This window comes from Endozoicomonas sp. ALE010 (assembly GCF_049310165.1).
In the GTDB taxonomy this organism is placed as follows: Bacteria; Pseudomonadota; Gammaproteobacteria; order Pseudomonadales; family Endozoicomonadaceae; genus Endozoicomonas.
In genome coordinates this window covers 1-24,629 of sequence record NZ_JBLYNV010000064.1, presented here as the reverse complement: position 1 = coordinate 24,629, position 24,629 = coordinate 1, and the positions used below count along the sequence as shown (strand labels likewise).

Annotated in this window: 27 protein-coding genes; 23 read left to right on the top strand and 4 right to left on the bottom strand. The window is 48.6% G+C overall.

Annotation, left to right across the window (positions count from 1 at the left end; genetic code table 11):
• Nucleotides 1-3: 3 nt before the first annotated feature.
• Both ACO6UY_RS20250 and ACO6UY_RS20245 read right to left on the bottom strand, forming a co-directional pair.
• Nucleotides 4-1,188 carry a tyrosine-type recombinase/integrase gene (locus ACO6UY_RS20250; RefSeq protein ID WP_422491005.1) on the bottom strand — a complete coding sequence of 395 codons (1,185 nt, stop codon included), beginning with the start codon at nucleotides 1,186-1,188 and terminating at the stop codon, nucleotides 4-6.
• Between the two features lie 423 nt (nucleotides 1,189-1,611).
• Nucleotides 1,612-1,827 carry a hypothetical protein gene (locus ACO6UY_RS20245; protein ID WP_422444536.1) on the bottom strand — a complete coding sequence of 72 codons (216 nt, stop codon included), beginning with the start codon at nucleotides 1,825-1,827 and terminating at the stop codon, nucleotides 1,612-1,614.
• 613 nt (nucleotides 1,828-2,440) lie between these two features.
• On the opposite strand from ACO6UY_RS20245, the gene ACO6UY_RS20240 reads away from it, so the two are divergent.
• From ACO6UY_RS20240 to ACO6UY_RS20230, 3 genes are all read left to right on the top strand, one after another.
• Nucleotides 2,441-3,844, top strand: a complete 1,404-nt coding sequence (locus tag ACO6UY_RS20240) for a TrkH family potassium uptake protein (RefSeq protein ID WP_422463334.1) — start codon at nucleotides 2,441-2,443, stop codon at nucleotides 3,842-3,844.
• A 98-nt stretch (nucleotides 3,845-3,942) separates the two neighbouring features.
• Nucleotides 3,943-4,626 (top strand): YjfI family protein, encoded by a 684-nt coding sequence (locus ACO6UY_RS20235; RefSeq protein WP_422463332.1) that lies wholly within the window; start codon nucleotides 3,943-3,945, stop codon nucleotides 4,624-4,626.
• A 30-nt stretch (nucleotides 4,627-4,656) separates the two neighbouring features.
• Nucleotides 4,657-5,346: a PspA/IM30 family protein gene (locus tag ACO6UY_RS20230; RefSeq protein ID WP_269672200.1), complete on the top strand. Its 690-nt coding sequence runs from the start codon at nucleotides 4,657-4,659 to the stop codon at nucleotides 5,344-5,346.
• Here the strand turns inward: ACO6UY_RS20230 and ACO6UY_RS20225 are convergent, their stop codons facing one another.
• On the bottom strand, nucleotides 5,347-5,979 hold the full coding sequence (locus ACO6UY_RS20225; protein WP_422444542.1) for a LysE family translocator: 633 nt from the start codon (nucleotides 5,977-5,979) through the stop codon (nucleotides 5,347-5,349). It abuts the gene before it with no gap.
• Between the two features lie 94 nt (nucleotides 5,980-6,073).
• Here ACO6UY_RS20225 and ACO6UY_RS20220 point away from each other — a divergent pair, with 94 nt between their 5' ends.
• The 4 genes from ACO6UY_RS20220 to ACO6UY_RS20205 all read left to right on the top strand — a co-directional run bounded on the left by ACO6UY_RS20220 (nucleotide 6,074) and on the right by ACO6UY_RS20205 (nucleotide 8,952).
• Nucleotides 6,074-6,733 (top strand): DUF2491 family protein, encoded by a 660-nt coding sequence (locus tag ACO6UY_RS20220; RefSeq protein ID WP_422444544.1) that lies wholly within the window; start codon nucleotides 6,074-6,076, stop codon nucleotides 6,731-6,733.
• Between the two features lie 80 nt (nucleotides 6,734-6,813).
• Nucleotides 6,814-7,224, top strand: coding sequence for a DUF350 domain-containing protein (locus ACO6UY_RS20215; RefSeq protein WP_101747451.1), 411 nt, complete (start codon nucleotides 6,814-6,816; stop codon nucleotides 7,222-7,224).
• Between the two features lie 19 nt (nucleotides 7,225-7,243).
• Nucleotides 7,244-7,780, top strand: a complete 537-nt coding sequence (locus ACO6UY_RS20210) for a DUF1190 domain-containing protein (protein ID WP_422444546.1) — start codon at nucleotides 7,244-7,246, stop codon at nucleotides 7,778-7,780.
• Nucleotides 7,780-8,952, top strand: a complete 1,173-nt coding sequence (locus ACO6UY_RS20205) for a glutathionylspermidine synthase family protein (protein WP_422444548.1) — start codon at nucleotides 7,780-7,782, stop codon at nucleotides 8,950-8,952. Before ACO6UY_RS20210 ends, ACO6UY_RS20205 begins: the two co-directional genes overlap by 1 nt.
• Before the next feature lie 50 nt (nucleotides 8,953-9,002).
• Here ACO6UY_RS20205 and ACO6UY_RS20200 read toward each other — a convergent pair whose 3' ends face one another.
• A complete protein-coding gene (locus tag ACO6UY_RS20200) occupies nucleotides 9,003-9,656 on the bottom strand; it encodes an outer membrane beta-barrel protein (protein WP_422444550.1) in 654 nt (217 codons plus the stop codon).
• A gap of 862 nt (nucleotides 9,657-10,518) precedes the next feature.
• On the opposite strand from ACO6UY_RS20200, the gene ACO6UY_RS20195 reads away from it, so the two are divergent.
• From ACO6UY_RS20195 to ACO6UY_RS20120, 16 genes are all read left to right on the top strand, one after another.
• Nucleotides 10,519-11,421, top strand: a complete 903-nt coding sequence (locus tag ACO6UY_RS20195) for a LysR substrate-binding domain-containing protein (RefSeq protein WP_422444552.1) — start codon at nucleotides 10,519-10,521, stop codon at nucleotides 11,419-11,421.
• A gap of 339 nt (nucleotides 11,422-11,760) precedes the next feature.
• Nucleotides 11,761-12,246: an ATP synthase subunit I gene (locus ACO6UY_RS20190; protein WP_422444554.1), complete on the top strand. Its 486-nt coding sequence runs from the start codon at nucleotides 11,761-11,763 to the stop codon at nucleotides 12,244-12,246.
• 146 nt (nucleotides 12,247-12,392) lie between these two features.
• Entirely contained in the window at nucleotides 12,393-13,274 is an 882-nt protein-coding gene (atpB, locus tag ACO6UY_RS20185; protein ID WP_422444556.1) for a F0F1 ATP synthase subunit A, read from the top strand.
• 111 nt (nucleotides 13,275-13,385) lie between these two features.
• A complete protein-coding gene (gene atpE / locus ACO6UY_RS20180; protein ID WP_020581950.1) occupies nucleotides 13,386-13,637 on the top strand; it encodes a F0F1 ATP synthase subunit C in 252 nt (83 codons plus the stop codon).
• A 125-nt stretch (nucleotides 13,638-13,762) separates the two neighbouring features.
• Nucleotides 13,763-14,233 carry a F0F1 ATP synthase subunit B gene (locus ACO6UY_RS20175; RefSeq protein WP_422491004.1) on the top strand — a complete coding sequence of 157 codons (471 nt, stop codon included), beginning with the start codon at nucleotides 13,763-13,765 and terminating at the stop codon, nucleotides 14,231-14,233.
• Nucleotides 14,234-14,244: 11 nt separating this feature from the next.
• Nucleotides 14,245-14,787, top strand: coding sequence for a F0F1 ATP synthase subunit delta (locus tag ACO6UY_RS20170; RefSeq protein ID WP_422444742.1), 543 nt, complete (start codon nucleotides 14,245-14,247; stop codon nucleotides 14,785-14,787).
• Nucleotides 14,788-14,973: 186 nt separating this feature from the next.
• Nucleotides 14,974-16,518: a F0F1 ATP synthase subunit alpha gene (atpA, locus tag ACO6UY_RS20165; protein ID WP_209276722.1), complete on the top strand. Its 1,545-nt coding sequence runs from the start codon at nucleotides 14,974-14,976 to the stop codon at nucleotides 16,516-16,518.
• Nucleotides 16,519-16,617: 99 nt separating this feature from the next.
• On the top strand, nucleotides 16,618-17,478 hold the full coding sequence (gene atpG, locus ACO6UY_RS20160) for a F0F1 ATP synthase subunit gamma (protein ID WP_101747442.1): 861 nt from the start codon (nucleotides 16,618-16,620) through the stop codon (nucleotides 17,476-17,478).
• A 40-nt stretch (nucleotides 17,479-17,518) separates the two neighbouring features.
• Nucleotides 17,519-18,895: a F0F1 ATP synthase subunit beta gene (atpD, locus tag ACO6UY_RS20155; RefSeq protein ID WP_101747441.1), complete on the top strand. Its 1,377-nt coding sequence runs from the start codon at nucleotides 17,519-17,521 to the stop codon at nucleotides 18,893-18,895.
• Between the two features lie 75 nt (nucleotides 18,896-18,970).
• Complete coding sequence (locus ACO6UY_RS20150) at nucleotides 18,971-19,396, top strand: F0F1 ATP synthase subunit epsilon (protein WP_163369859.1); 426 nt, start codon at nucleotides 18,971-18,973, stop codon at nucleotides 19,394-19,396.
• 288 nt (nucleotides 19,397-19,684) lie between these two features.
• Nucleotides 19,685-20,671, top strand: coding sequence for an archaetidylserine decarboxylase (gene asd / locus ACO6UY_RS20145; protein WP_422444560.1), 987 nt, complete (start codon nucleotides 19,685-19,687; stop codon nucleotides 20,669-20,671).
• Nucleotides 20,672-20,901: 230 nt separating this feature from the next.
• On the top strand, nucleotides 20,902-22,134 hold the full coding sequence (locus ACO6UY_RS20140) for an NAD(P)/FAD-dependent oxidoreductase (RefSeq protein WP_422444562.1): 1,233 nt from the start codon (nucleotides 20,902-20,904) through the stop codon (nucleotides 22,132-22,134).
• 89 nt (nucleotides 22,135-22,223) lie between these two features.
• A complete protein-coding gene (locus tag ACO6UY_RS20135; protein ID WP_422444564.1) occupies nucleotides 22,224-22,388 on the top strand; it encodes a hypothetical protein in 165 nt (54 codons plus the stop codon).
• A gap of 139 nt (nucleotides 22,389-22,527) precedes the next feature.
• Nucleotides 22,528-23,547, top strand: a complete 1,020-nt coding sequence (locus tag ACO6UY_RS20130; RefSeq protein WP_422444566.1) for an AAA family ATPase — start codon at nucleotides 22,528-22,530, stop codon at nucleotides 23,545-23,547.
• Between the two features lie 12 nt (nucleotides 23,548-23,559).
• Nucleotides 23,560-23,898: a hypothetical protein gene (locus ACO6UY_RS20125; RefSeq protein WP_422491003.1), complete on the top strand. Its 339-nt coding sequence runs from the start codon at nucleotides 23,560-23,562 to the stop codon at nucleotides 23,896-23,898.
• A 203-nt stretch (nucleotides 23,899-24,101) separates the two neighbouring features.
• Nucleotides 24,102-24,566: an HTH domain-containing protein gene (locus ACO6UY_RS20120; protein WP_422491001.1), complete on the top strand. Its 465-nt coding sequence runs from the start codon at nucleotides 24,102-24,104 to the stop codon at nucleotides 24,564-24,566.
• Nucleotides 24,567-24,629: the final 63 nt, after the last annotated feature.

Genomic DNA, 24,629 nt, shown 5'->3' with positions numbered 1-24,629 from the left:
ACCTCAATAACCCGCTAATCCCGAAATTGCCAGATGCTTTCGCTCCGGGCTGGTGTGCAGGTACTTGGCGGTGATATCCAGTGACTCATGCCCCATTAGCTCCTGAATTGTTACCAGATCCACCCGAAGTTCTGCCAGCCGGGTGCCGAAGGTGTGTCGCAAGCCATGGAAATCGATTTTTCCGGTGAGCCCTGCTGCTTCTCGGGCTTTATACCAGCGACGGTCAATAAATTTATCACAGGCCCGCTGGCCGGAATTATTGGGAAACACCAGGTTGGTGTAACCGGTCTGATCAAGCCAGTCGTTCAGTATGGTAGTCGATACGTCGTTCAGTGGAATGTAACGAGTCTGCAGTGATTTGGTGCGGGTCTTCTTTTTCTGGTGATTTTGCCCATCGGAATGGTCGCCCATACCCACTACGGTTATTATGCCGGATGCAAAATCAATGTCGTTTACCTTCAGGTTGAGCAGTTCGCCTTTGCGCATTCCGGTATGAATGGCAACGATCACCAGTGGCCTGAGCAGGTCAGCAAACGTGCCATTATGCTGGCCATCCAGTTCTCGTCGGTAAACATCATATTCATCCAGGCCGACCATTAGCTGTTGTTCATATTCCCGGGTCAGATATTTGATCTTCTTGCTCTTGTCTTCCTTGAGTCGCTTTACTTCGGACATCGGTGTTTTATCAATATAGCCAGCTGCGACAGCTTTGGTCAGAATGCCCCGAAGATCATTCATAATGCGATTACCGCCGGAAGGGGCTCCCGGATAGTTGTTTAGCCATTTTTTCATTTCAAAGGCAGTGATATGAGACATGGGCTTATCCAGCCATTTTGAGAAATGTCTCTTTATATTCTTCTGTGCAACATCCGCTGTCTCCTCCGGGGTCACGCTCCGGTAATCACCCTCCATAAATGCTCGCAGGGTATTTTGCCTCTGCTTCTCAACTTCCTTCCGCCGTTCCCGTTTTTGTTCCTGGGGATCATTACCGGTTGCCACCTCACCAGCTGATGCCCTGGCCATTGTTCGCGCCTGCTCGACGGTGATCTCTCCGTGCCTGCCCAGAGGATGCTTGCGGTTGGTTCCGGTAACGGGGGATTTGTACTCGTAATAGAAAAACTTGCCGGTTTTCTTCTGCTGACAAGAGAACCCCCGGATCTCATTATCCCTGAGGGTTTTCTCACTCATTTTTGATACACTGCTTTCAGTGATTTTTTTTATCATTGCTCTGTAACTCCAAAACTCCAAATATCATTTTTATTGATTCGGACAGAATTCGGACTGTGCACATAAAAATCGCATCACATTATTTTTGGCATGGAGTTACTATTAGCGTGAAATGCCAGTGATAGCAAGGGTTGTAGCGTTGTTCATTTTGTGTTCTATAGTACTAAGTGGCAGGCTTTTACTTTGTCTTCTTCCCCATGTGAGAGTAGGTCATCGCCAGGCACCATTATTTACCTTGAGTACGCTCAAGGCTGAAAATCCCGATAAAGCAATTTATCGGGATTTTTTTGTTGGCAAGTATGCAGTCAGGTTGTTGTTTAGTCACGAAGGAGTAGGGTAAGAGTTCAGATACTACTGTTCCCATGGGCTTGCAGATCTGCAGGGTCATGAATCAAACCAAAAGACGATGCGCTCTGCTTTACTCTTTTGTAGTTGGGCCAGGTCCTGAAAATAACCTTCACCCAGAGCCTCTCTGACAGTATGAGTAACGAACTCTTCTGGAACATGAGCCGCTTCAATGTTTCTGTCTCGCAAGGGCTTGTCATAGTTATAGGAAGTCGTTTCTGAAACGAACACCGGCAACAAATGAAAAAACACCATAATCGCGATCGCTTAAAGGTTTATAGTCCGGGATTTCTTCCCATTGCCCAAAATTATTTCTGAACTCAGCGTATGCATGTATGTCTGTACCCATAACTATTCAACCTCTGTGGTGATTTACCTCAGTTTTTCATAGTCAGCCGTTGTGTTAAGACGGTTGATACAATGACTTCTCCCCCATCATCTAGGAGGCTGTCCGAGAATAGCGCCCGTAGCGAGGATGGCAGAAAATTGAGGATAAAAAGTCGGAAATTTTTAGTGAATAGTGGTTCTATTTGCTAAAAATTTCCGACCTTTTAGACCAATTTGCTGCCACCGCAGTAGGGCAGTCTATTCTCGGACAGCCTCCTAGCTCATGGATTGGTATGGGAATATACAGAATGGCTAGGTGTAAGCTTTTACAGACACACCTGCGCATACTGATAATAATGTTTTCTGATAATTGGCCGTTGGCTGTTTTCCCGTCATTCAGACCTGCTGAACCAAAAAAAGTTTCAGACCATAGGCCTGATGAGCCAGATCATTATTTTTCGAGAACAAAACGCAAAAGCTCTCAAGTTTCTTTAAGACCATGCATTACAAACCTGTACTATACGTCATTGGACTTTTATTGATGACGCTGGCGGCACTGATGTGCATCCCGCTGTTTACCAATATTTTTTTTAATACGCCTGCTCACTACCTGGCTTTCACACTGTCGCCACTGCTGACGTTTGTCGTGGGTGGTATCTTATGCTGGTCGTGCAAAACAGAAGTCTTTGGATTCCGGTCCAGGGAGGTTTTCCTGCTGACCAACTCAAGCTGGATATTGGTCTGTGTGTTTGGTGCGCTGCCTTTTATTTTTGAAACAGAAATCAGCTTTACTGATGCATTCTTTGAAACCATGTCAGGCATTACCACCACGGGCTCTACGGTGCTGGTCGGTCTGGATAATATGAATCCGGGTATTTTGATGTGGCGCTCAGTCCTTCAATGGTTGGGGGGGATTGGCTTTATTGTCATGGCGGTTGCGGTTCTGCCTTTTCTTAAGGTGGGTGGTATGCGTCTGTTTCAGAGTGAGTCTTCCGACTGGTCGGAAAAAGTAATGCCCCGATCCGGTGTGATTGCCAAGCGGATCGTTCAGATATACCTGGGGTTGAGCGCATTGTGTGCCATGGCCTATTACATGGGAGGAATGACGGCTTTTGAAGCCATCAACCACGCAATGGCAACGCTCTCAACCGGTGGTTTCTCCACCTCCGATGCATCAATGGCACATTTTGACACCCCTGTCATCCACTGGGCTGGCATCATTTTTATGTTGCTGGGCAGTCTTCCCTTTGTTCTGTTAGTAAGATTTCTGTCGGGTAATGCCGAGCCGTTATGGAAAGATTGTCAGGTTCGGGGCTTTCTTAAGCTGATTGGGATTCTCTGGGTCACCATGACAGCCTGGTTAGTGCTGAACTCTGACTACGGCGTTTTTGCTGCACTGAATCTGGTTGCCTTCAATACGACATCTGTCATAAGTACCACTGGCTTTGCCCTTACCGACTACTCAATGTGGGGAGGCTTTGCCGGAGCTTCGTTTTTCTTCCTGAGTTTTATTGGCGGTTGCTCAGGCTCTACCACTGGCGGTGTAAAGATCTTTCGCTTTCAGCTGGGGCTGAGGCTGCTTAATGTGCAGCTGAAGCTGTTGAGCCACCCCCGGGCCTGCTTCAGCATGAAATACAATGGTCAGCCACTGACCTCTGATATTATTCGCTCATTTGTCGGGTTTACTTTTTTCTTTCTGATGCTGACAGGCATCATCACACTGCTACTCAGTTTGATGGGGCTGGACTTTATTACCAGCCTGACAGGAGCGGTCACAGCCATTGCCAACGTTGGGCCGGGGCTTGGAGACATTATTGGTCCTTCCGGTAACTTTGCACCACTGCCTGATATGGCCAAGTGGGTATTGGCAGCGGGCATGCTGATGGGACGATTGGAGGTCATTACCGTTCTGGTGATGTTTACGTCGGCGTATTGGCGACGATAAGACGCTATCTTTTCGCAAGCGTGATAAAAAGTTTACATAGCAGGCAGTTGAAAAAAACAATACGACCTTTATATTACATGTAATATTTGTTACATGTAATGGATTGCCTGATCACTGAACTGGTCAGGCAATCCACTAATACAGAGAGTTCATTCATGGCCTTGCGGAAAAACGCTGCACATTATCAGCGACAGTTTCGCTCCAGGATGAGAGAGCAGGGGCTGGTAAAAAAAGAAATCTGGATTATGCCAGAAAACGCCAGCCTGCTGCGGGACATTGAGCAGCAACTACGGCAAATCGATTCCTATCAACCACCAGGACCTACCATCATGACCCAGTCATCAAGTGTTTGGACGATTCAAAGCTTATACGAAGCGTTGGCTAATGACCCACTGAGTACCAGTGGTAATGCGGTGTTGAATCTGGTGGATGGGACTGAGCCCTGTCTGGAAATCAGTATGGTTGAGTTTGGTGATCTGCCTATCTACCTGACGGTTTCCGGGGAGCAGATCATTGCCGATGCGGTGCTCTGGCCTTTTTCACTGGTCAAGGACCCGGTTGCGTTAAATGATGAGGTTTTGCGTACTCACAAATTATTTCCGCTGTCGACGATCAGTCTGGATCGCTTTCCGGATGGCAATGAGTACTACACCATTTTTGGTGCACTGAGTTCATCGTCTTCACTGCAGAATATCGTGCAGGAAATAGAAACACTGGCAGCCAATGCCATCAAGGCGACAGAAGCCTATGGGAATCACCTGACTTCTGAGTCAGTGGCTTAATACCATCAAGCATTAAAACAGGTAAATACCATGAGCATTTGGAGTAAAGTGATGACGGCCCTGAAAGGGGCGACCAACGAAGTCGGTGAAGCGATTGCAGACAGCAATGCTTTGCGTATTCTGGATCAGGAAATTCGTGAGGCGAGTGATCAGCTGCAGCAGTCCAAGACTCAGTTGGCTGGCATCATGGCCAAGCAAAAACTCTCCTCACAAAAGTGTGCCGAGCTGAAGGAAAAAGTGGCTGAATATGAAGGCTACGCCATAAAAGCCCTGGATCAGGGCGATGAATCGCTGGCCACAGACGTTGCCAGCAAGATTGCCGAGTATGAGGCGCAGCTTCATTCAGAACTGGAAATGGAAAAGAGCTTTGCGGGCAGCATCGTCAGCCTGAAAAAGGCCATTACGGATGCAGAAGCCAACCTTCGTCGTCTCAAGCAGCAGGTTGATACGGTTAAAGCGACAGAGTCCGTACAAAAAGCACAGGCTGCCTGTGCCGCCAAACACAGCGGTGTTAACTCAAAAATGGCGACGGCAACGGATTCTCTGGAACGAATCAAACAACGGCAGGCAGAGAGGGCTGCCCAGATGGAAGCGGCCAGTGAACTTTCCGGTGATACTGCTGAGAATGATCTGCAGGCCAAACTCAAGGCGGCGGGTATCACCAAGGGTGATGCTGATGCCTCCAGCGTATTGGAACGTCTGAAGGCTCGTCAGGGTTAGTCATGATGGGGGTGAGGTAAACGCGGTCCCGATGCCGAGAAGAATGAACGCTGAGCCAGTCATCCATTTGCCCCACTGCATGCGTTGCTTGCAGTGGAGTATTTGTTTGCCAACACTGCCAGCAAACAGCCCAACAGCTGCATCAATCGGAAAGGCTACCAGCACAAACGTCAGGCCAAGCATTAAGATATCAATGTGAGCCGAGGGGCTCGACGGATCAATGAATTGTGGAAAAAAAGCCAGAAAAAAAAGAATGACTTTCGGATTCAGCACATCTGTAATCACACCCTGATAAAAAATCTTTTTCAGGGCGGCGTTGGAAATACACTGTTCATTGCTATGCTCACCTTTCGAAAAAAAGAGCGTTCCGATTCCCAGGTAACAGAGATAAGCCGCCCCGGCATATTTAATCAGCGAAAAGCCCATGGTGGATGAGGCTATCAGGGCAGATAGCCCGAGAGATGCAATGATAGTATGGATAAGCACACCGGTATGCACACCCAGTGCAGAAATGAATCCAGCCATGGCTCCCTGGGAAAGCCCACGGGTGGTGATATACAGTAAATCCGGACCCGGAGCCAGGGAAAGGATCAGGGTCGCTATCAGAAATAGCGCCAGTGATGACTCAGACATAACACGTTCTCTTTCTATTCGTAGCCATCTGTCAGGGGTTTAAGAGTATAGTCCCGATTTCTCTATCAAGCGTTTCAAAGGGTGGTTTGTTTTTATGATCTTTGACTGGTTTAAGCGTAAGAAAGAAGACGAAAGCAAGAGTGTTGTTTTACCATCGCCGCTTAATTTGCGGTTGGGAACTGCGGTTGAATTGGATTTGTTACCTTTCCAGATGATCCGTGAGCAGTTGGGATTCACCTTGCCAGAAGGGATTCAGACGATTGAGGCAGCAGGCTTCATTGATTTAGGGGCCGGTGCTTCGCTGTGCCGCTTTTATACGTCGGATGATGGCTTTATTCAGATATCAACCAGTGGCGGTTATGAAACGCAGAACATTGATGACATAAAATTCTTTGTCTTTGCACAAACCCATAATATTGCCAGTGAGAGCGGTGCGAGCCTTTGGGTCAGTGACTCCGGTTTGATTGGTGATAAGCACTTTGAGCTGAATGAAACAGATTACCGCCGGGTCTGGGATGAGGCGGTTCCCGGTCGGATTGAACCGGTCAATTTCACGGAAACGGTTCACAGTCGTGATGAGTCGGTAACGGCTTATGATGTAGACCATCTGGCCATGCTCTATCAGCGACAAATCAGTGGCAGTGAGCGTTATGAGTATCTTCTGGCGTCCCTTGAGTTCAGTGGTGAGGATGAAGCAACAGCTGTCGTAAGTTTAGGGTTTGATCTTGATCTTTCAGCCATGACGATCACTTGACCAATACGGCATGAATGAATTTCCGGTCTGGCAAGGGTATCCTTGTCAGTCAGTTCCAATAATGTTCAGGATGTAACAATATGATCGCCATTACCGACTATTTAGCCGGAGTTCCTCTTTTTCTTGCCTATTTTGCCGTTGCGCTGGTATTAACGGGGATTTATGTCCTGGTTTACACTTGGTGTACTCCCCATGAAGAGATGAAATTGATCAGGGCGGATGTGCCGGCTGCTGCCATTGCTTTTGCTGGCAGTTTAATCGGCTTTGTTCTGCCCCTGGCCAGTGTCATTGAAAACTCGATTGACCTGGTGGATATGGCGCTCTGGGGCGGTGTTGCCCTGATTGTTCAGTTGGCTACATTTTTTGGACTAAGACTGTTTATTCCGCAAATCTCAGAGCATATTGCAGACAATAAGCTGGCTTCTGGTATCTGGCTGGGGGGAGTATCAATCGCAGCCGGTTTATTGAACGCTGCCTGTTTGACCTATTAGTACCGGAGTTAAGGGAATAATGAAGCGTTCAAAGAAGTTGCAGCTTGCCATTATGGGAACCGCTCCGTTTGTGCTCAGTGGCTGCACAGATTCCGCCAGAGAAGCGCTGGTTTATAAAGACGTAGCCAGTTGCATCAGTGATGGCGTGATATCCGATTCAGTTTGCCGGTATGAACACAACAAGGCCTGGCAGAACCATTTAATGATGGCACCCAAATATAATGCCGCCTCAGACTGCCAGCAGGACTTCGGCACGACATGCCAGCAACTGGCTTCCGGAGAGTATATTCCAACCATGGAAGGCTTTATGCTTGCCGCAGAGCCTGGCTCGAGCAGAAGCTCTTTTACGGTTATTCCTCTCTATCTTGGGAGCGGCGGTTTTTTCCGGACGGGTAACTACGATAGGGTTGGCAGCAGTTATCAGCAGGGAAAGGTCATCGTTGATAAAAAAGCAACGGCCAAGCCTTCTTTGACCAAGCCTTCAATAAAAAGTACTACTATGAAGCGTGGTGGTTTTGGCAGCCGTTCTGCCGCAAGAGGAAGCTGGGGGGGATAATGCTGCGTATTACCTCTGCGCCAAGAAAAGATTGGACCAGACTGGCGGAGTCCCTTGGGTTTAAGTTCCACACCATTGGTGGGGAAGCCTATTGGGATGAGACTGCTTATTATCAGTTCACTATAAAGCAGGTCGAGCAGGATATTGAAGATCCTACCGCAGAGATCCACCAGATGTGCCTGCACCTTGTGGATAAAGCTGTGAATTCAGAACAACTGATGGAGCGTCTGCGAATTCCCCGATTTTTCTGGGACTATGTGCGTGAGTCCTGGTTGAGAAGGGATTCCCATCTGTATGGACGAATGGATTTCTCCTACGATGGTCAATCACCTGCAAAGTTCTATGAATATAACGCAGACACGCCTACGTCATTATATGAGTCTGCTTTTTTTCAATGGCTCTGGCTGGAGCAGATGGTGGAAGAGAAGAAGCTTCCGCCAGAGATCGATCAGTTCAATATCATTCAGGAAATGCTGATTGAAGCACTGGTGTTACTGAAAAAGCAGAAGATGGCCGGTGAGCCACTTTACTTCTCTTGCAGTCAAGACTCCGAAGAAGACTATGGAACGGTTGAATACTTCCGTGACTGTGCTGTTCAGGCAGGACTTGGTACACAGTTTATTTACACTGAGGACATCGGTATCAGTCCGGAGGGCCAGTTTACCGACCTGGAAGATAGAACCATTCCCGGAATGTTTAAACTCTACCCTTGGGAGTTTATGTTTGAAGAAGCGTTCGGGAGTTACCTTCCGGGCAGCGATACATTATTTTTTGAACCTCCGTGGAAGGCCATTCTGTCAAATAAGGCAATCCTTCCCCTTCTGTGGCAGGAATTCAAAGGACACCCTAATCTTTTACCCTGCTATTTCGAGGATGAAAAACCGGGAGATGACCTGGGAAGTCATTACGTTAAGAAACCGGTTTTTTCCAGAGAAGGTGCAAACATCGCGGTGATGGACAATGGTAAGACGACGGTGACCGTTGATGGGCCCTATGTCGATAGTGGCTATGTTCTACAGAAATATCAGCCTCTGCCGGTATTTGCCGGAAACCACACGCTGATCGGCAGCTGGGTTATTGCTGATCGTCCGGCAGGCATTGGTATAAGGGAAGATAACTCGGTGATAACCAGGGACAGCTCAAGGTTTGTGCCGCATGTGATCAGGGAGTAGTTAAAAAAAGACCCTGACTTCATAACGGAGCAGGGCCTTTGGTGAGTCATTTAAAAGTGGATGGATGCGGCAACGTAAGCTTGGCAAGAGTCGTTTACTTTCAGTTTGGTATCCTCAAGCCCCTGGAAATGGTTAGAAATGCCGTTGGTCAGGTATTTTACGCCAGCTTCCAGATCGATATTGTCAATCTGATAAATTACACCTGCCTGGGCTCCGTAGGCAAAACCCCATTTCTTTTTAAAACTGTCTTCAACTGTCTTGTCGTCGGGAGTAGTAAAGGAACCACTGGCTTTTGTTTCTGTGGCACCAAGGGTTAAACCAACAAACGGCTGAACATCCCATTCAGGCATAAATAGATAATCGGCAGAAACCAGAAGGTTAAGCTGCTTAATGTCGTGAACTTTAAAATCGACACCGTTAGAGCCCCATTGAGCGTCTTTCGGCTTAAGATAACCAGCAGTGAAATAGACTCTGGCCTCGTCATCCATAAAGCCGCCAAGGCGAAGCCCGAAAAAGCCAGTATTGTCACTGTCATCAACCGATGTGCCGGAACCGTCAAGCTTCACTTTGGTCTTGGCATAGCCTCCTTCAAGGCCAACAAAAATATCATTCTCCGACCAGCCATCATCCCACCCGGTAGCCAGGGCAAATGAAGAAACTGCAGAAACCGCAAGCGCGGTTAATAGTGACGTTATCTTTTTCATGGTTATTCCATATCAAATGTGTGTACAAGAAATTACAAGCCTTATCTATGTGCAATAGATCAGGCTCGAAATAAGGAAGCGTTGCTAAAATAGTTTAATTTCTGAGTAAATAAGATAGGACACCTTAAAGTTTGAACTCAGAGTAAATATTAAAAACAGCGTTTCGTTATTAATCAGTGAGTTTATATAGAACACAAATTTGGTTTCTGCCATTTTCATTTGGTGTACTAAAGAACAATTTTTATTAAGGGTGGTTGGTTCTAAAGCATAAACACGGGGAGTGTAAATTAAGAAACAGGTAAAATTTTTCTTTTGAATTTGATTGCTAAGGTAGATGTCTTGAATATATTTTGAATATTAAAATATGTCACTAAAACAGTTATGTAACTTTATTGTTGTTCAATAATATTTGTTTTTAATGTTTTTTTAGAATTATCAGATTAACATTGATAGCGGTTGTTCTAGCTTGATGCATTATGCGTTTTGTTGTGATGATGACAAAAAAGCCACAGAAAAGTGGCTGATATTCATAACTTTGCCTGGATATCAATTGAGCTCTATTTAATATGCTTGTCAGCTTCTTTAAAGAAGAGTGCCATATCATTCCACGGCGTTGTCTTTCTGAGAATGCGTCTGCAAGTTACTATCGTTTCAAAATAGGGGGTCTGTTTCTTCAGCTCAACCCAGCCGCTGATACCACTGTTCTTCATGATACAACTCGAATTAACTGAATAAATTCAGTGATGGGATAACGATAATTTCAGTATATGTCGGTGAAATTATTATAAAAATCAATAATACTTTGTGAGCCTATCAAGTATTCTTATGCCTTGATTCTGTTGATGGATAGGCTGTACATTAAATGCATATTACGCTTCGTCAGTTGGAAATATTTCGGGCGGTGGCTCAGTACGGAAGGGTGACTGGTGCTGCTGAGAGTTTGCATATTTCCCAACCGGCGGCCAGCATGGCGTTATCGGAACTGGAAAAGCACCTGGGGACACTGTTTGACCGTAATCAGGGCGCAGGTCTGAAGATGAATGATTCCGGTCGTGCCCTGTTGCCAAAGGCATCCGAATTGATTGATCGCGCAAAGGAGCTGGAAAACCAGTTTGCCGGGGATGGATCCTATGAGTCGGGTTCTCTGGTTTTGAATGCCAGCTCCACCATAGGCAATAACCTGTTGCCCAAAATGCTTGCCCGATTCCGGGAAAGTTATCCAGGTATCAGAATTGATCTGGAAATTGATAATACCCGCGTCATTGAGCAGCAGCTGCTGGATTTCAAGACAGATCTTGCGGTCGTCGAGGGTGTCTGCCTGCATCCGGATATCGAGGTAACCACATGGCTGGAAGATGAGCTGGTGGTTATTTGCAGCCCGGATCATCCATTGGCCAATAAGGGCAATATTCCACTCTCTTCACTGGCCAATGAGCTGTGGGTATTAAGAGAACCGGGCTCGGGTACGCGGGAACTGTTTGATGAGATGATTGCTACTCAGCTGCCGTCGCCTAAGGTTGCCATGGTGCTGAACCGTTCAGAAGCGGTGAAACAGGCGGTCAGTGACGGTGTTGGTATCGCCTGTATTTCAAGTCTGGCGGCAAAGTCCACTCTGGATACCGGGCATATGGCAACGATTGGGGTGACAGGGCTGAACCTGAAGCGTCATTTTTATCTATTGACCCATAAGAGAAAGTACAAAAGTGCAGTTTTTACTCAGCTGTGCCAATTCATCCTTGCAAGCAAGCCCTTTGAAAACGTTTGATTTTTATACACAGGGCATTTGATTTCTCAGACGCTGCTTTTACCGGCTAAATGTCAGGGCATATTCCCCTTTCCCTTATACGGCGCGTGCTGACCGGCTGTTCTACCGAATTCTATGTTTTATGACTTTGTGAAATATTAATTGGCAGGTATGGTTTCGGTTGAATATAGGTACTATTACCCATATACTGCGGCCGCTGGGATGTCAGAAATCATCAATCAAATAACAGGTGATGACATAATCCAACAAAATTTTACGCGGTGTGCATGCAATAATCTTTTGCTCCCCCTTTTCCTGATGAAAGCGGGGAAAGATAACTGAGCAGTAGTTAACGGAAGTATGTCAGAAGCAAAAGCCTGGAAGCAGCAGATAGCAATGGGTCGTGATGACTGGTCTGGATTTGCCAGCCGCAAGTCCGGTCGTTCTGATCATCGTCAATACATGTGGCTCCAACAGCCACCAGTGCATCGTGTTATTGTCGCCCAGTTGGTGGTATCTGCGGTGCTGGCCCTGGCACTGCTTCCTCTGGGAATCACTTTTACATTGTCTTCGTTTCTGGGAGGACTCTGTTGCTCACTGCCCAATGCGTATTTTGTATGGCGAGCGTTCCGCTATCGCGGCGCACGCTCGGCAAAACTGATTGTCAGCTCATTTTACCGTGGAGAAGCTGGCAAACTGGTACTGACCACAGCGGGTTTTATTCTGGTGTTTACCCTGGTTAAACCACTGGAACCCCTGGCACTGTTTGGAACCTTTATCATGGTTCAGGCAGTCAGCTGGTTTGCTCCATTGCTGGTGGTTCGTCGGCAAAAGCCAGTCAAGTAATGGTTGGTAAACAACGCCCCGCCCATGGCGGTTGATTGCTGAAAAGTGTTTAAGTGGAAAAGCTGCTTACGGCTTTGTCTGATTTCAGATCAGGCTCCTGGCAGCTTTGATATTGACAATGTAATGGATGATTAACAGGATTAGCCATGGCAAATACTGCTACTGAATACATACAGCACCACTTGCAGAATTTGACGTATGGTCAGCTGCCTGCTGGTTATCAGCGAATTGATGCTTATGGGCATCCTCAGGGGGTTCTGACCGAGCCAACCTGGACTTTTGCCCTGACCCCCGCTGAAGCCAAAGAAATGGGGTTCTGGGCAATTCATGTAGACAGCATGCTCTGGTCGGTATTCCTCGGCTTTGTGTTTGTTCTCCTGTTCCGCTTTGTGGCCAAAAATGCGACTGCCGGTGTTCCCGGTAAGCTGCAAAATGCCATTGAATCCATTGTCGAATTTGTGGACACCAGCGTTCGCGAATCCTTCCATGGCAAAAACCCACTGATTGCCCCCCTGGCCCTGACCATTTTTGTCTGGATCTTCTTCATGAACCTGATGGACCTGATTCCTGTGGACTGGATTCCCGGTCTGGCAACACTGGCAGGCATTCCCTACATGAAGATCGTGCCATCGACGGATCCGAACATCACCATGTCGATGTCGATCAGTGTCTTCTTCCTGATGCTCTTCTTCTGGATCAAGGTGAAAGGTGTGTCTGGCCTGTTTTCTGATCTGGCGCTGCACCCATTCTCCAGCAAGAATCCGCTGGCGAAGGTTATTCTGATTCCTGTCAACCTGCTGCTGGAAACGGTGTCCCTGTTAGCCAAACCCGTTTCCCTCGGGCTGCGACTGTTCGGCAATATGTATGCCGGTGAACTGATATTTATCCTGATTGCCATGATTGGCTGGGCACAGCTGCCACTGCATTTTGGCTGGGCTGTTCTGCACATTCTGGTTATTACCCTTCAGGCTTACATCTTCATGACCCTGACCATTGTTTATCTGAGCAGCGTTCATGAAGATCACTGAGTGAAAGGTAACCGGGCAGCATATCCTGTCAGGAGCGCTGCCCACTGGATAAATTAACTTTAACTAACCACTGAATCTCACAACACACGACCTGAAAAGTCGGGAGGAAATATGGAACTGGTAGTTGGTCTGACAGTAATCAGTGTTGCCATCATGCTGGGTGTAGCGGCGCTGGCAACGGGTATTGGCTTTGCCCTGCTGGGCGGCAAATTCCTGGAAGGGGTTGCCCGTCAGCCGGAAACTGCGCCTATGCTGCAAACCAAAATGTTCATCGTTGCGGGTCTGCTGGATGCGATCCCAATGATTGCCGTTGGTATTGCCCTGTTCTTCACCTTTGCTAACCCGTTCGTTGGACTGCTCTAAGCAAAGACGTTAATGCCCGACCAGGTGCCAAGCCACGCAGGTCGGTTCCCCTGGGAGCCGACCTGCGTTGAGAAAAGGCCAGGCTCTGAAAGGAGCCAACGACATTAACTAAAAGAGGTGTTGGCGTGAATTTAAATGCAACTCTGATCGGCCAATCCATCGCTTTTATGTTCTTTGTGTGGTTCTGCATGAAATATGTGTGGCCACCTCTGACCAAAGCGCTGAGTGACCGACAGCAAAAAATAGCCGATGGTCTGGCTGCTGCTGATAAAGCAGAAAAAGACCTGACTCAGGCCAATGACAAGGTTGCTGACCTGCTGAAAGAAGCAAGAGCTGAAGCCCAGGGCATCATTGAGTCAGCCAACAAGCGCGCAAACCAGATTGTCGATGAAGCCAAAGAACAGGCCCGGGCTGAAGGTGACCGCCTGAAGGCCGCTGCTGCTGCTGAAATTGAGCAGGACGCTAACCGGGCTCGTGAAGCATTGCGTACGCAGGTGGCAAGCCTCGCTATTGCCGGTGCTGAACGGATTCTGGGTGAACGTCTGGACGAGGCAGCGAACAGCAAGCTGGTTGATGATCTGGCGGCGGAACTTTAAGAGGGCTGGAGATCATGGAATTAACAACCTGTGCCCGTCCCTACGCCAAAGCGGCATTTGAATATGCCCGTGATGCATCACGTTTGAGCGAATGGTCTGACATGCTGTCGCTCTGTGCCAGTGTGAGTGCATACCAGAAAGTGGTTGAGCTGCTGGGCAATCCGCAACTGAGTGGTGCGCAACAGGCAGAAACCATTATCGGACTGTGTCAGGGCGACGGTTCACTGGATCAGCCGTTTGAGAATTATCTTCGGGTATTGTCAGAACATCGTCGTCTGCAACTGCTGCCTGAAATCGCTGTCCTGTTTGCCCGGTTGAGAGCGGAAGAAGAACGTTCCCAGCAGGTGCAGGTGACGTCAGCGTATCCCCTGAGTCAGGAGCAGCAAGATAAACTGGCAGAAAAAATGGCGGCCAGACTTGGACGTTCTGTGCAACTGGTGACAGAGATCGACAGTAGCATTTTAGGTGGCGTTATCGTCAAAGCGGGTGACCTGGTCATTGATGGCAGTCTCCGTGCCCGGCTGGGCAAGCTCGCCGATGCGATGATTTCCTGAGTAATCAATACAGCCTTGAGCTCAACAATAGAGAGTAGGAGGCCGCGGCGCTCATGAGCCCAAAGGTGCAGTTTTTCACTCAGGCTTCTGTCAGGTGCCAACAGCAATAGTGCCCAGGGCGGAATAAGCCATCGGGTTGAGAATCAATAAAACTGTACGTTTGTGGTTAAGTGGGGCAGGTAAGCTATGCAGCAACTGAATCCTTCCGAGATCAGTGACATCATCAAGAGCAGAATCGAGCAGCTTGATGTGTCCAGTGAAGCCCAGAATGAGGGCACGATTGTCAGCGTAACTGACGGTATTGTACGTATTCATGGTCTGGCGGATGCCATGTACGGGGAGATGATCAAGTTCCCGGGCAATGTCTACGGTATGGCACTGAACCTTGAGCGTGACTCTGTCGGTGCAGTGGTCCTGGGTGACTACGGCGATCTGGCGGAAGGCCAGACCGTTCAGTGCACCGGTCGAATTCTTGAAGTACCCGTGGGCAATGAACTGCTCGGGCGTGTGGTTGATGCCCTGGGTAACCCCATTGATGGTAAAGGTGCCTTGCAAACCGGGCAAACCTCTCCCCTGGAAAAAGTAGCACCCGGCGTTATTGCCCGTCAGTCGGTGGATGAGCCGGTGCAGACCGGCTACAAGGCCGTTGACTCCATGGTGCCCATCGGCCGTGGCCAGCGTGAGCTGATCATCGGTGACCGTCAGACCGGTAAAACCGCCCTGGCGATCGACGCCATCATTAACCAGAAAGGCACCGGCGTTAAGTGTGTCTATGTTGCTGTGGGTCAGAAGCAGTCCACCATTGCCAACGTGGTGCGCAAGCTGGAAGAGCACGGTGCCATGGACCACACCATTGTGGTGGCAGCCGGTGCGGCTGATCCGGCGGCCATGCAGTTCCTGGCACCGTTTGCCGGCTGCTCCATGGGGGAATACTTCCGTGACCGTGGTGAAGATGCCCTGATCGTCTACGATGACCTGACCAAACAGGCCTGGGCTTATCGTCAGATTTCCCTGCTGCTCCGTCGTCCACCGGGCCGTGAAGCTTATCCTGGCGATGTCTTCTACCTGCACTCCCGTCTGCTGGAGCGTGCGGCACGGGTGAACGCGGATTACGTTGAGAAGTTCACCAACGGTGAAGTAAAAGGCAAGACCGGTTCCCTGACCGCACTGCCCATCATCGAAACCCAGGCGGGTGACGTATCGGCCTTCGTACCCACCAACGTTATCTCCATTACCGATGGTCAGATCTTCCTTGAAACCGACCTGTTCAACGCCGGTATCCGTCCTGCCATGAACGCCGGTGTCTCGGTATCGCGGGTAGGTGGTGCAGCCCAGACCAAGATCATCAAGAAGCTCGGCGGTGGTATCCGTCTGGCCCTGGCCCAGTACCGTGAACTGCAGGCGTTTGCCCAGTTTGCTTCTGACCTGGATGAAGCCACCCGTAAGCAGCTGGAGCATGGTCAGCGGGTTACTGAGCTGATGAAACAGACCCAGTACGCCCCCATGTCGGTAGCGGAAATGGGACTGGTTATCTTTGCCGCTGAGAAAGGGTTCCTGGCAGATGTGGCCCTGAACAAGATTGGTGACTTTGAAGCCGCCCTGATCAGCTATGCCAACGCTGAGCACAGTGCGCTGATGGCGACCATCAATGAGTCCGGGGACTACAACGGCGAGATTGAAGCAGGCCTTAAAGAAGTCATTGAGAAGTTCAAGGCCACCCAGACATGGTGATCAGTTGTCAGTGGGCAGTTGTCAGTGGGCAGTGAACAGCCTGACTGGCAACTGGCCACCCATAACTGACCACTGATCACTGACAACTGGAAACTGATTATGGCCGGGGCAAAAGAGATACGGACGCAGATATCGTCCATTAAAAGCACACAGAAAATTACCAGCGCCATGGAAATGGTGGCTGCCAGCAAGATGCGTAAGGCCCAGGAGCGGATGGAAACCAGCCGCCCCTATGCTGAGCGTATTCGTCAGGTGGTAGGACACATCGCCAACGCGAATGCAGAGTACGAACACAGCTTTATGGTTGAGCGTGACGTCAAACGGGTTGGCTTCATTATCGTCTCTACTGACCGTGGTCTCTGCGGTGGCTTGAACATTAACCTGTTCAAGAAGACCGTAGAAAGCATGAAGGCGTGGACTGACCAGGGTGTCGGCATCGACCTCTGTCTGATTGGCAGCAAGGCTGCCGCCTTTTTTCGCAGCTATGGTGGTAACGTCGTGGCTGCCATGGCGCATATTGGGGACTCACCCAACATTGCCGACCTGATTGGCGGGGTCAAAGTGATGCTGGACCGTTACGACGAGGGGCAAATTGACCGTCTGTTTGTGGTGCACAACGACTTCGTCAACACCATGACCCAAACGCCGCAAGTGCAGCAACTGCTGCCATTGGTACCGGATGATGACGCGTCCCTGAAGAGACCCTGGGACTACCTGTATGAGCCTGATGCCAAAGAGCTGCTGGATGGTCTGCTGGTACGTTATATCGAGTCTCAGGTGTTCCAGGCGGTGGTTGAAAATAATGCCTGTGAACAGGCGGCTCGAATGGTGGCCATGAAGAGTGCCACCGATAACGCCGGAAACCTGATTGATGACCTGCAGTTGGTCTACAACAAGGCCCGTCAGGCTGCGATCACACAGGAATTGTCTGAAATTGTCAGCGGTGCTGCGGCTGTTTAAAAGCGTGGCCGTTTAAAAGATTAAGGGGTGAGGAAAGACTATGAGTAGCGGTCGTATCGTACAAATTATCGGTGCCGTCATCGACGTCGAATTCCCACGGGACAGCGTGCCCAAAGTGTATGACGCACTGAATGTTGATGGAAAGGATCTGGTACTGGAAGTTCAGCAGCAGCTGGGTGATGGTGTCGTTCGTTCCATTGCCATGGGTTCTACCGAAGGGGTTGCCCGTGGTTTGAACGTTGCCAACACGGGAGCACCGATTCAGGTGCCAGTGGGTACCAAAACCCTGGGACGTATCATGGACGTCCTGGGTAATCCTATTGATGAAAAAGGCCCTATCGGGGAAGAAGAGAGAGCGGCCATTCACCGTAAGGCACCCAGTTACGCGGACCAGGCCGCCACCAACGAGCTGCTGGAAACCGGGATCAAGGTTATCGACCTGGTTTGCCCATTTGCCAAAGGTGGTAAGGTGGGTCTGTTCGGTGGTGCCGGTGTGGGTAAAACCGTCAACATGATGGAGCTGATCCGTAACATCGCCATCGAGCACTCCGGTTACTCGGTATTTGCCGGTGTCGGTGAGCGTACCCGGGAAGGTAACGACTTCTACCACGAAATGACCGACTCCAACGTTATCGACAAAGTATCGCTGGTGTACGGCCAGATGAACGAGCCACCCGGAAACCGTCTGCGTGTCGCCCTGACCGGTCTGACCATGGCGGAAAAATTCCGTGATGAAGGCCGTGACGTACTGCTGTTCATTGATAACATCTACCGTTACACCCTGGCGGGCACCGAAGTATCGGCACTGCTGGGCCGTATGCCGTCTGCGGTAGGTTACCAGCCAACCCTGGCGGAAGAGATGGGCGTACTGCAGGAACGTATTACCTCCACCAAGACCGGTTCCATCACATCTATTCAGGCGGTATACGTACCGGCGGATGACTTGACTGACCCATCCCCTGCAACGACATTCTCCCACCTGGATGCCACCGTAGTACTGAGCCGTGATATCGCTTCCAAGGGTATCTACCCGGCGATTGACCCACTGGACTCCACCTCCCGTCAGCTGGACCCTCTGGTCATTGGCCAGGAGCACTACGACGTTGCCCGTGGTGTGCAGACAGTACTGCAGCGCTATAAAGAGCTGAAAGACATCATTGCCATTCTGGGTATGGACGAACTGTCTGAAGAAGACAAGCAGACCGTATCCCGCGCCCGTAAGATTGAGCGATTCCTGTCTCAGCCCTTCTTCGTAGCAGAAGTATTCACCGGCTCTCCGGGTAAATATGTGCCATTGAAAGACACCATTCGTGCCTTCAAGGGCATTCTGGAAGGTGAGTTTGATGCGCTGCCAGAACAGGCTTTCTATATGGTCGGTTCCATTGACGAAGCGGTTGAAAAAGCCAAGTCTATGTAAATAAGACCGCTGCCCGAAAAGACGCATGTTCCTACGGGAGGCGGGCAGTGGGCAATTCTGAGGAGATAGCACCCAATGGCATCAACCGTAGATTGTGACATCGTTAGTGCCGAGCAGGAGATCTTCAAAGGTCAGGTAGAGATGTTGATTGCTACCGGCTCCATGGGAGACCTGGGCATTACCCCAGGGCATACTCCGCTGCTGACCGAACTGAGACCCGGACCGATCCGACTCATTACCCAAAATGGTGAAGAAGAGGTTTTCTACGTGTCCGGTGGCTTCCTGGAAGTCCAGCCAAACCAGGTCAAGATCCTGGCGGATACGGCACTGCGAGCCGACGACATGAATGAAGCGGCGGCTGAAGAAGCCAAGCGTCAGGCAGAAAAAGCCCTGGAACACCAAAGTGGCGAATTCGACTACTCCAGGGCAGCCACCCAACTGGCTGAAGCGGCTGCCCAGCTCAGAACCCTTCAGGCGGTTCGCAAGAAACTGGGCAAATAAGTTCAGTTCTTGTGCTGTCAAAGAGCCCTGCTTTTGCAGGGTTTTTTTATGATGAAATCATATCTTGATTTTTATCTTATTAATCATTGAGTTAACAAATAACGCTACTTTATGGAGACTAAAGTTTAATAGTAAATAGTATTTAGTGAGCTTACCTTATCGTATCAAGACACTTCTTATGGGCAAACCTATACCAAGCATTTGAGTAATAACTCAATAGTGGATAATTACTTCACATCAACCTGATTAATTTGTTGAAGTACTCAATAAATCAAGGAAGAATTAATTATGAACTCATCAGCTATCATACCTGAAAAAACCGCTCGGCAAGTTACTTTTAGTCCTGAAGATGCTCATAAGACAAAAGGCAGAAAGAAAAAATGGGCAGGATTGAAAGTAAGAAAAATGGCAGCAAACTCTTTTGAAAAACTGACGATTAAGCTTCAGATGAAGTTACCACACAAAACTTTCTCCAACCTGTTTGGAAAATTAGCTGAATGCAAAACAAAGGTTATAAAAAACTGGTTAATCCGCAAATTTATCTGGATGCATAACATTAATCTTCAAGAGGCTACTAAAAAGCGAGCTGAAGATTTTGAATGTTTCAATGACTTTTTTACTAGAAAGTTGGAAAAAGATGCACGACCCATTGCTTCAATGACAGAAGTTGCCTCACCTGTTGATGGAACAATTAGCCAGGCCGGGAAAATAGATTCAGGAGAACTTATCCAGGCCAAAGGGCATACATACAATATCAAAGATTTATTAGGTGGAGATCAGGAGCTTTCTGATGCTTTCCAAGGGGGGAGTTTTGCCAATATCTATTTATCACCCGGTGATTATCACCGTTTTCACATGCCCATATCCGGCAAACTGAAAAAGACGATCCATATTCCGGGTAAGCTATATTCCGTCAGTCCCAAATCGGCAAAAAATATTGATAATTTGTTCGTCAAGAATGAGCGGTTAGTTTGTATTTTTGATACAGCCCAGGGCCCTATGGCAATGATTATGGTAGGGGCAATTAATGTATCCAGTATTGAAACCGTTTGGGAGAATGGGATAATTGAGCCTCATAGAAAAGGTGGGAAGCGTGCGCACATTCATGAAAAGAGTTTTAATGATTTACCCTTTCGTATTGGAGATGATCTGGGGGCGTTTCGTATTGGCTCAACCGTGATATGTCTTTTTGGAAAAGATAAGGTTGATTGGCAAGAGAGTTTAATCACAGGTAAGAAAATTAAAATGGGAGAGGCAATAGGCTCTCTTAAATAAGCATAGAAAACTGGTAAACATCATCCTCAGTCACTGGTCAGGAGGTTTCGCTATGATACACCTGAATGAGACCGAAGCCGCTTCCGGAAAAAAAGCCCTGATGTATTCCCATGCATAAATGGCTGTTTGTTTTGATGAATGTGCACTCTGTGCCAAAAAAATCGGATTCTGGAACCTTCTTCTTATATTCGCTATAGTTCGCGCCTTCCATTATCAGATGCAAGACCTCTATGCCAGTAAATCAACCCTTATTACCATCCATGCAATACGATGCCGTTATTATTGGAGCGGGGGCTTCCGGGTTGATGTGTGCACTGACGGCAGGTGATCGCGGCCGAAAGGTGCTGGTCATCGACCATGCCAATAAGATTGGCAAGAAAATTCTGATTTCCGGCGGTGGCCGCTGCAACTACACCAATATGTACGCTGAACCGGCAAACTACCTCTCCCAAAATCCCCATTTCTGTAAATCGGCACTGGCCCGCTACACCCAGTGGGATTTTCAGGCGCTGGTGGATAAGCACCAGATTCCCTGGCATGAGAAAACCCTGGGGCAGCTGTTCTGCAACCAGCAATCCAGCGATATCGTAGAGATGCTGGTGGAAGAGTGCAGAAAGTCCGGTGTCGCCACTCGCCTGAAGACAGCATTACATCACGTTAAACCATTGGATGATGAAGAAGGCTTTACGCTGGATACGACATTGGGAGAAATCCGCTGCACATCGTTAGTGGTGGCCACCGGTGGCTTGTCATTCCCCACCATGGGCGCTTCCGGTCTTGGCTATGAACTGGCCGAGCAGTTCGGTCATCATTTAATTGAAAGGGTGCCAGGCCTGGTGCCATTCACCATGGACAAACAGTGGCTGGCCCACTTTATTGAGTTATCCGGTGTGAGTGCCGATGTCATCGCCAGCTGCAATGGCCAGAGCTTTCGGGAGAATGTCCTCTTTACCCACCGAGGGCTGAGTGGGCCTGCCATATTGCAGATCTCCTCCTACTGGCGGCCTGGCGATAAAGTTTCCATCAACTGGCTACCGGGTATCGCCATAGAGGACTGGTTGAATGAACTCAGAGAAGCAAAACCCAGGGCTGAAATTCGCTCAGTACTCTCAGATAAATTAACCAAACGTCTGACAACCGCTCTATGCACTTATGGAGAGCTGCAAAAATTGACAGACAGTGGTCGTAAACCCATGAACCAGTTTTCTGCAACTGAGCTGCAACGCCTGGCCGAAAACCTGGAATCCTGGGTATTTATGCCAGCGGGCACCGAAGGTTATAAAAAAGCCGAAGTCACTCTGGGCGGCGTAGCTACCAACAATATTTCATCAAAAACCTTCGAAAGCCAGAACCAGCCAGGGCTTTATTTTGTGGGTGAAGTACTGGATGTCACCGGCCACCTCGGCGGGTTCAACTTCCAGTGGGCCTGGGCTTCGGGATATTGTGCCGGGCTGTACGTATAAATTTGTATAATCCTAATAAATCGTGCACGTAAACAATATATCATGCACATAGACAGTGAATCGTACACACTAAACTTCGATTGTTCTGTATGCGTCAGAACCAGCAGCTGGAATTGCGTAAGTTTGACGAACAGTGGCGGCACTTCACCGACCTACGCATTGCCCTGGATCTGAATGATGGGGTAAAGGTGAACTATGGCAAGTTTGGTACACTGTTGGCTAATGTGAAGGACGTGACGGGAGTGAAAGGATAATGGGCAACACACATCCGATGTGGATCGACCATATCCGGGTTGAAAACTTCAAGTCCCTGGTGGGTTTGACCTATCCCTGCATAGCTTCAACTGCCTGATAGGGCTCAATGGTGCCGGTAAGTCCACAGTGTTGCAGTTTATGGATTTTCTGGCCCAACAGGTCAAAGGTGATATTAAGGGATGGCTTGAAGAGCGTGACTGGAAAGCTTCTGAGCTGACCAGTCGCCTTGGCAAAAGCAGGAAGAAGCTGATCTTGTTTACCGTGAGCATGCACTTGATGGATGGGTCCATGACGACCTGGGAAGCGGTATTTAACACAGATCAGCAGCGTTGTACCCAGGAAAAGATTGTGCTGGATTGTGTGAACTTCACAACGTATACGCTGCTTACGGTGGCTGATGGCGCTTACACCCTGGGTAATATCCACCAGCCCATCCGTTTCTCCTACCAGGGGTCAATTCTTTCCCAGTTGCTCGACAAGGAGCTGTCTGATGAGCTGAAAGTGTTCAAATTGTTCTTCCGGCAATTTCGTTCTCTGGAATTGCTGGCTCCCCAGTTTTTGCGGCAAAAAGCCAGAAACAGTGAAGGAGAAATGGGGTTGGGTGGACAAAGAATGTCTGCCTATATCCATGAGATGTCTCAGGAATATAAAAATGCACTGCGGGACCGTTTGAAAAAGGCCTATCCAAGACTTCAGGAGATTAAAACCCGGTCAATACGATCCGGCTGGAAAGCACTGAATATCGCCGAGGTCTTCGAACATCAGGAGCTGCCAACGGAAGCTCGCCATGTTAACGACGGTATGTTGCGAATTATGGCCATTCTGGCCCAGCTGATGACCGAGCACAGTTTTATGGCCTTTGATGAGATTGAGAACGGCATCAATCCAGAGCTTATCGAGTTTTTGATTGATACATTGGTGCAGGCGGAGCAGCAGGTTCTGGTATCGACTCACAGCCCGATGATTCTCAATTTTATGGAGGACGATATTGCAACCAGAAGCGTGCAGTATCTCTACAAAACGGCGGAAGGGTATACCCGGGCTATCCCGTTTTTCTCCATTCCCTCTCTGAAAGAAAAGCTTGCAGTAATGGGACCCGGAGAGGCTTTTATTGATACTGACCTGAATCGACTGGTTGATGAAATCAACTCACTGTAACAGGGGTTACCGATGTATTTGCTGTTCAGTGGTGAGGGCCCTACCGATATGGGGCAAGGCACGGTCGCGAATGAAGTCTGTGAAGGCGAGCAGTTTCAGCCAGGCCCGATGGCCTGGTTTGCCGATCAGTGGGTAGAGCGCAAAGCCTACCTTTCTCATATTGAGCACGACTTGTGTGGGTTTATCCCCAAATCGCAACTGGAAGCAAGAGCCAAAGCCAACACCTCCAGAAAAGCCATGGGGCTGCGTGGCAAAAAACACCCCGAACATGAGACACGTTGCTATTACAAAAATGCCAAGGCTATGGCTCAAATTGCAAAAGAAAGGCTGCTATTTGCAGAGCAATGGTAAAAACATTGAAATCTGATGGTAAGGCATATTGCTGAATAATAGCGTGCCCGTTAGCAAGATTGGTTAAGTTACTTGAAATATACGTCTTTGATCATATATTTGAAGTTATATATTCTGATTTATTGATCTGTGTGGACACAACCTGTCCATCCATTGTTGTATTATTAGGTGTCTTTTAGTGGTTTGTGGTCTATCGGTACCTGATGAGAAATACCTTTCTTGCCAATCGTCTTGCTGACATTATTCTGCTTGCTCATAGCGGCCAACCCTTGAAAATTCAAGAATTGGCAGAGCGGTATAGTGTCTGCACAAAAACCATTCGCAGGGATTTGGATCGTCTTGGCACGGCTTTGGATCGTTGTCCGATCACTGGTACTTATAGGCTTACATCGACTCATGTATTCAACGAGCATGACTTGGTTAGCCTTATCGACAGGCTTGGTTTAAAAAAGGCTCTTCCTCACAAAACTGCAAGGTTTCTGATCAATTTTGTCAACCAGAATACCGGTGGTTGTTACCATTTTCAGGAAGCACCTCTGGAAATGGATTTTATTGAGTCACTCCATACGCTCATTGAAAAAGCCATTCAGAGTAAGCGAGAAGTTCAATTTCTATACAAGAACAAAACTCGTAAAGTTAACAGGGTGGTCGCATCAGATGCACCATAGTTCATATTTTTGCTCTGCTCATGACTGCCAACATTGCAGATCGAATATTCTCAGACAATCCAG

Coding starts and splice junctions, on each gene's coding strand:
- ACO6UY_RS20250 (WP_422491005.1), bottom strand. CDS start 1,188: ATGAGTGAGAAAACCCTCAGGGATAATGAGATCCGGGGGTTCTCTTGT.
- ACO6UY_RS20245 (WP_422444536.1), bottom strand. CDS start 1,827: ATGGTGTTTTTTCATTTGTTGCCGGTGTTCGTTTCAGAAACGACTTCC.
- ACO6UY_RS20240 (WP_422463334.1), top strand. CDS start 2,441: ATGACGCTGGCGGCACTGATGTGCATCCCGCTGTTTACCAATATTTTT.
- ACO6UY_RS20235 (WP_422463332.1), top strand. CDS start 3,943: ATGGATTGCCTGATCACTGAACTGGTCAGGCAATCCACTAATACAGAG.
- ACO6UY_RS20230 (WP_269672200.1), top strand. CDS start 4,657: ATGAGCATTTGGAGTAAAGTGATGACGGCCCTGAAAGGGGCGACCAAC.
- ACO6UY_RS20225 (WP_422444542.1), bottom strand. CDS start 5,979: ATGTCTGAGTCATCACTGGCGCTATTTCTGATAGCGACCCTGATCCTT.
- ACO6UY_RS20220 (WP_422444544.1), top strand. CDS start 6,074: ATGATCTTTGACTGGTTTAAGCGTAAGAAAGAAGACGAAAGCAAGAGT.
- ACO6UY_RS20215 (WP_101747451.1), top strand. CDS start 6,814: ATGATCGCCATTACCGACTATTTAGCCGGAGTTCCTCTTTTTCTTGCC.
- ACO6UY_RS20210 (WP_422444546.1), top strand. CDS start 7,244: ATGAAGCGTTCAAAGAAGTTGCAGCTTGCCATTATGGGAACCGCTCCG.
- ACO6UY_RS20205 (WP_422444548.1), top strand. CDS start 7,780: ATGCTGCGTATTACCTCTGCGCCAAGAAAAGATTGGACCAGACTGGCG.
- ACO6UY_RS20200 (WP_422444550.1), bottom strand. CDS start 9,656: ATGAAAAAGATAACGTCACTATTAACCGCGCTTGCGGTTTCTGCAGTT.
- ACO6UY_RS20195 (WP_422444552.1), top strand. CDS start 10,519: ATGCATATTACGCTTCGTCAGTTGGAAATATTTCGGGCGGTGGCTCAG.
- ACO6UY_RS20190 (WP_422444554.1), top strand. CDS start 11,761: ATGTCAGAAGCAAAAGCCTGGAAGCAGCAGATAGCAATGGGTCGTGAT.
- atpB (WP_422444556.1), top strand. CDS start 12,393: ATGGCAAATACTGCTACTGAATACATACAGCACCACTTGCAGAATTTG.
- atpE (WP_020581950.1), top strand. CDS start 13,386: ATGGAACTGGTAGTTGGTCTGACAGTAATCAGTGTTGCCATCATGCTG.
- atpA (WP_209276722.1), top strand. CDS start 14,974: ATGCAGCAACTGAATCCTTCCGAGATCAGTGACATCATCAAGAGCAGA.
- atpG (WP_101747442.1), top strand. CDS start 16,618: ATGGCCGGGGCAAAAGAGATACGGACGCAGATATCGTCCATTAAAAGC.
- atpD (WP_101747441.1), top strand. CDS start 17,519: ATGAGTAGCGGTCGTATCGTACAAATTATCGGTGCCGTCATCGACGTC.
- ACO6UY_RS20150 (WP_163369859.1), top strand. CDS start 18,971: ATGGCATCAACCGTAGATTGTGACATCGTTAGTGCCGAGCAGGAGATC.
- asd (WP_422444560.1), top strand. CDS start 19,685: ATGAACTCATCAGCTATCATACCTGAAAAAACCGCTCGGCAAGTTACT.
- ACO6UY_RS20140 (WP_422444562.1), top strand. CDS start 20,902: ATGCCAGTAAATCAACCCTTATTACCATCCATGCAATACGATGCCGTT.
- ACO6UY_RS20135 (WP_422444564.1), top strand. CDS start 22,224: ATGCGTCAGAACCAGCAGCTGGAATTGCGTAAGTTTGACGAACAGTGG.
- ACO6UY_RS20130 (WP_422444566.1), top strand. CDS start 22,528: ATGGATTTTCTGGCCCAACAGGTCAAAGGTGATATTAAGGGATGGCTT.
- ACO6UY_RS20125 (WP_422491003.1), top strand. CDS start 23,560: ATGTATTTGCTGTTCAGTGGTGAGGGCCCTACCGATATGGGGCAAGGC.
- ACO6UY_RS20120 (WP_422491001.1), top strand. CDS start 24,102: ATGAGAAATACCTTTCTTGCCAATCGTCTTGCTGACATTATTCTGCTT.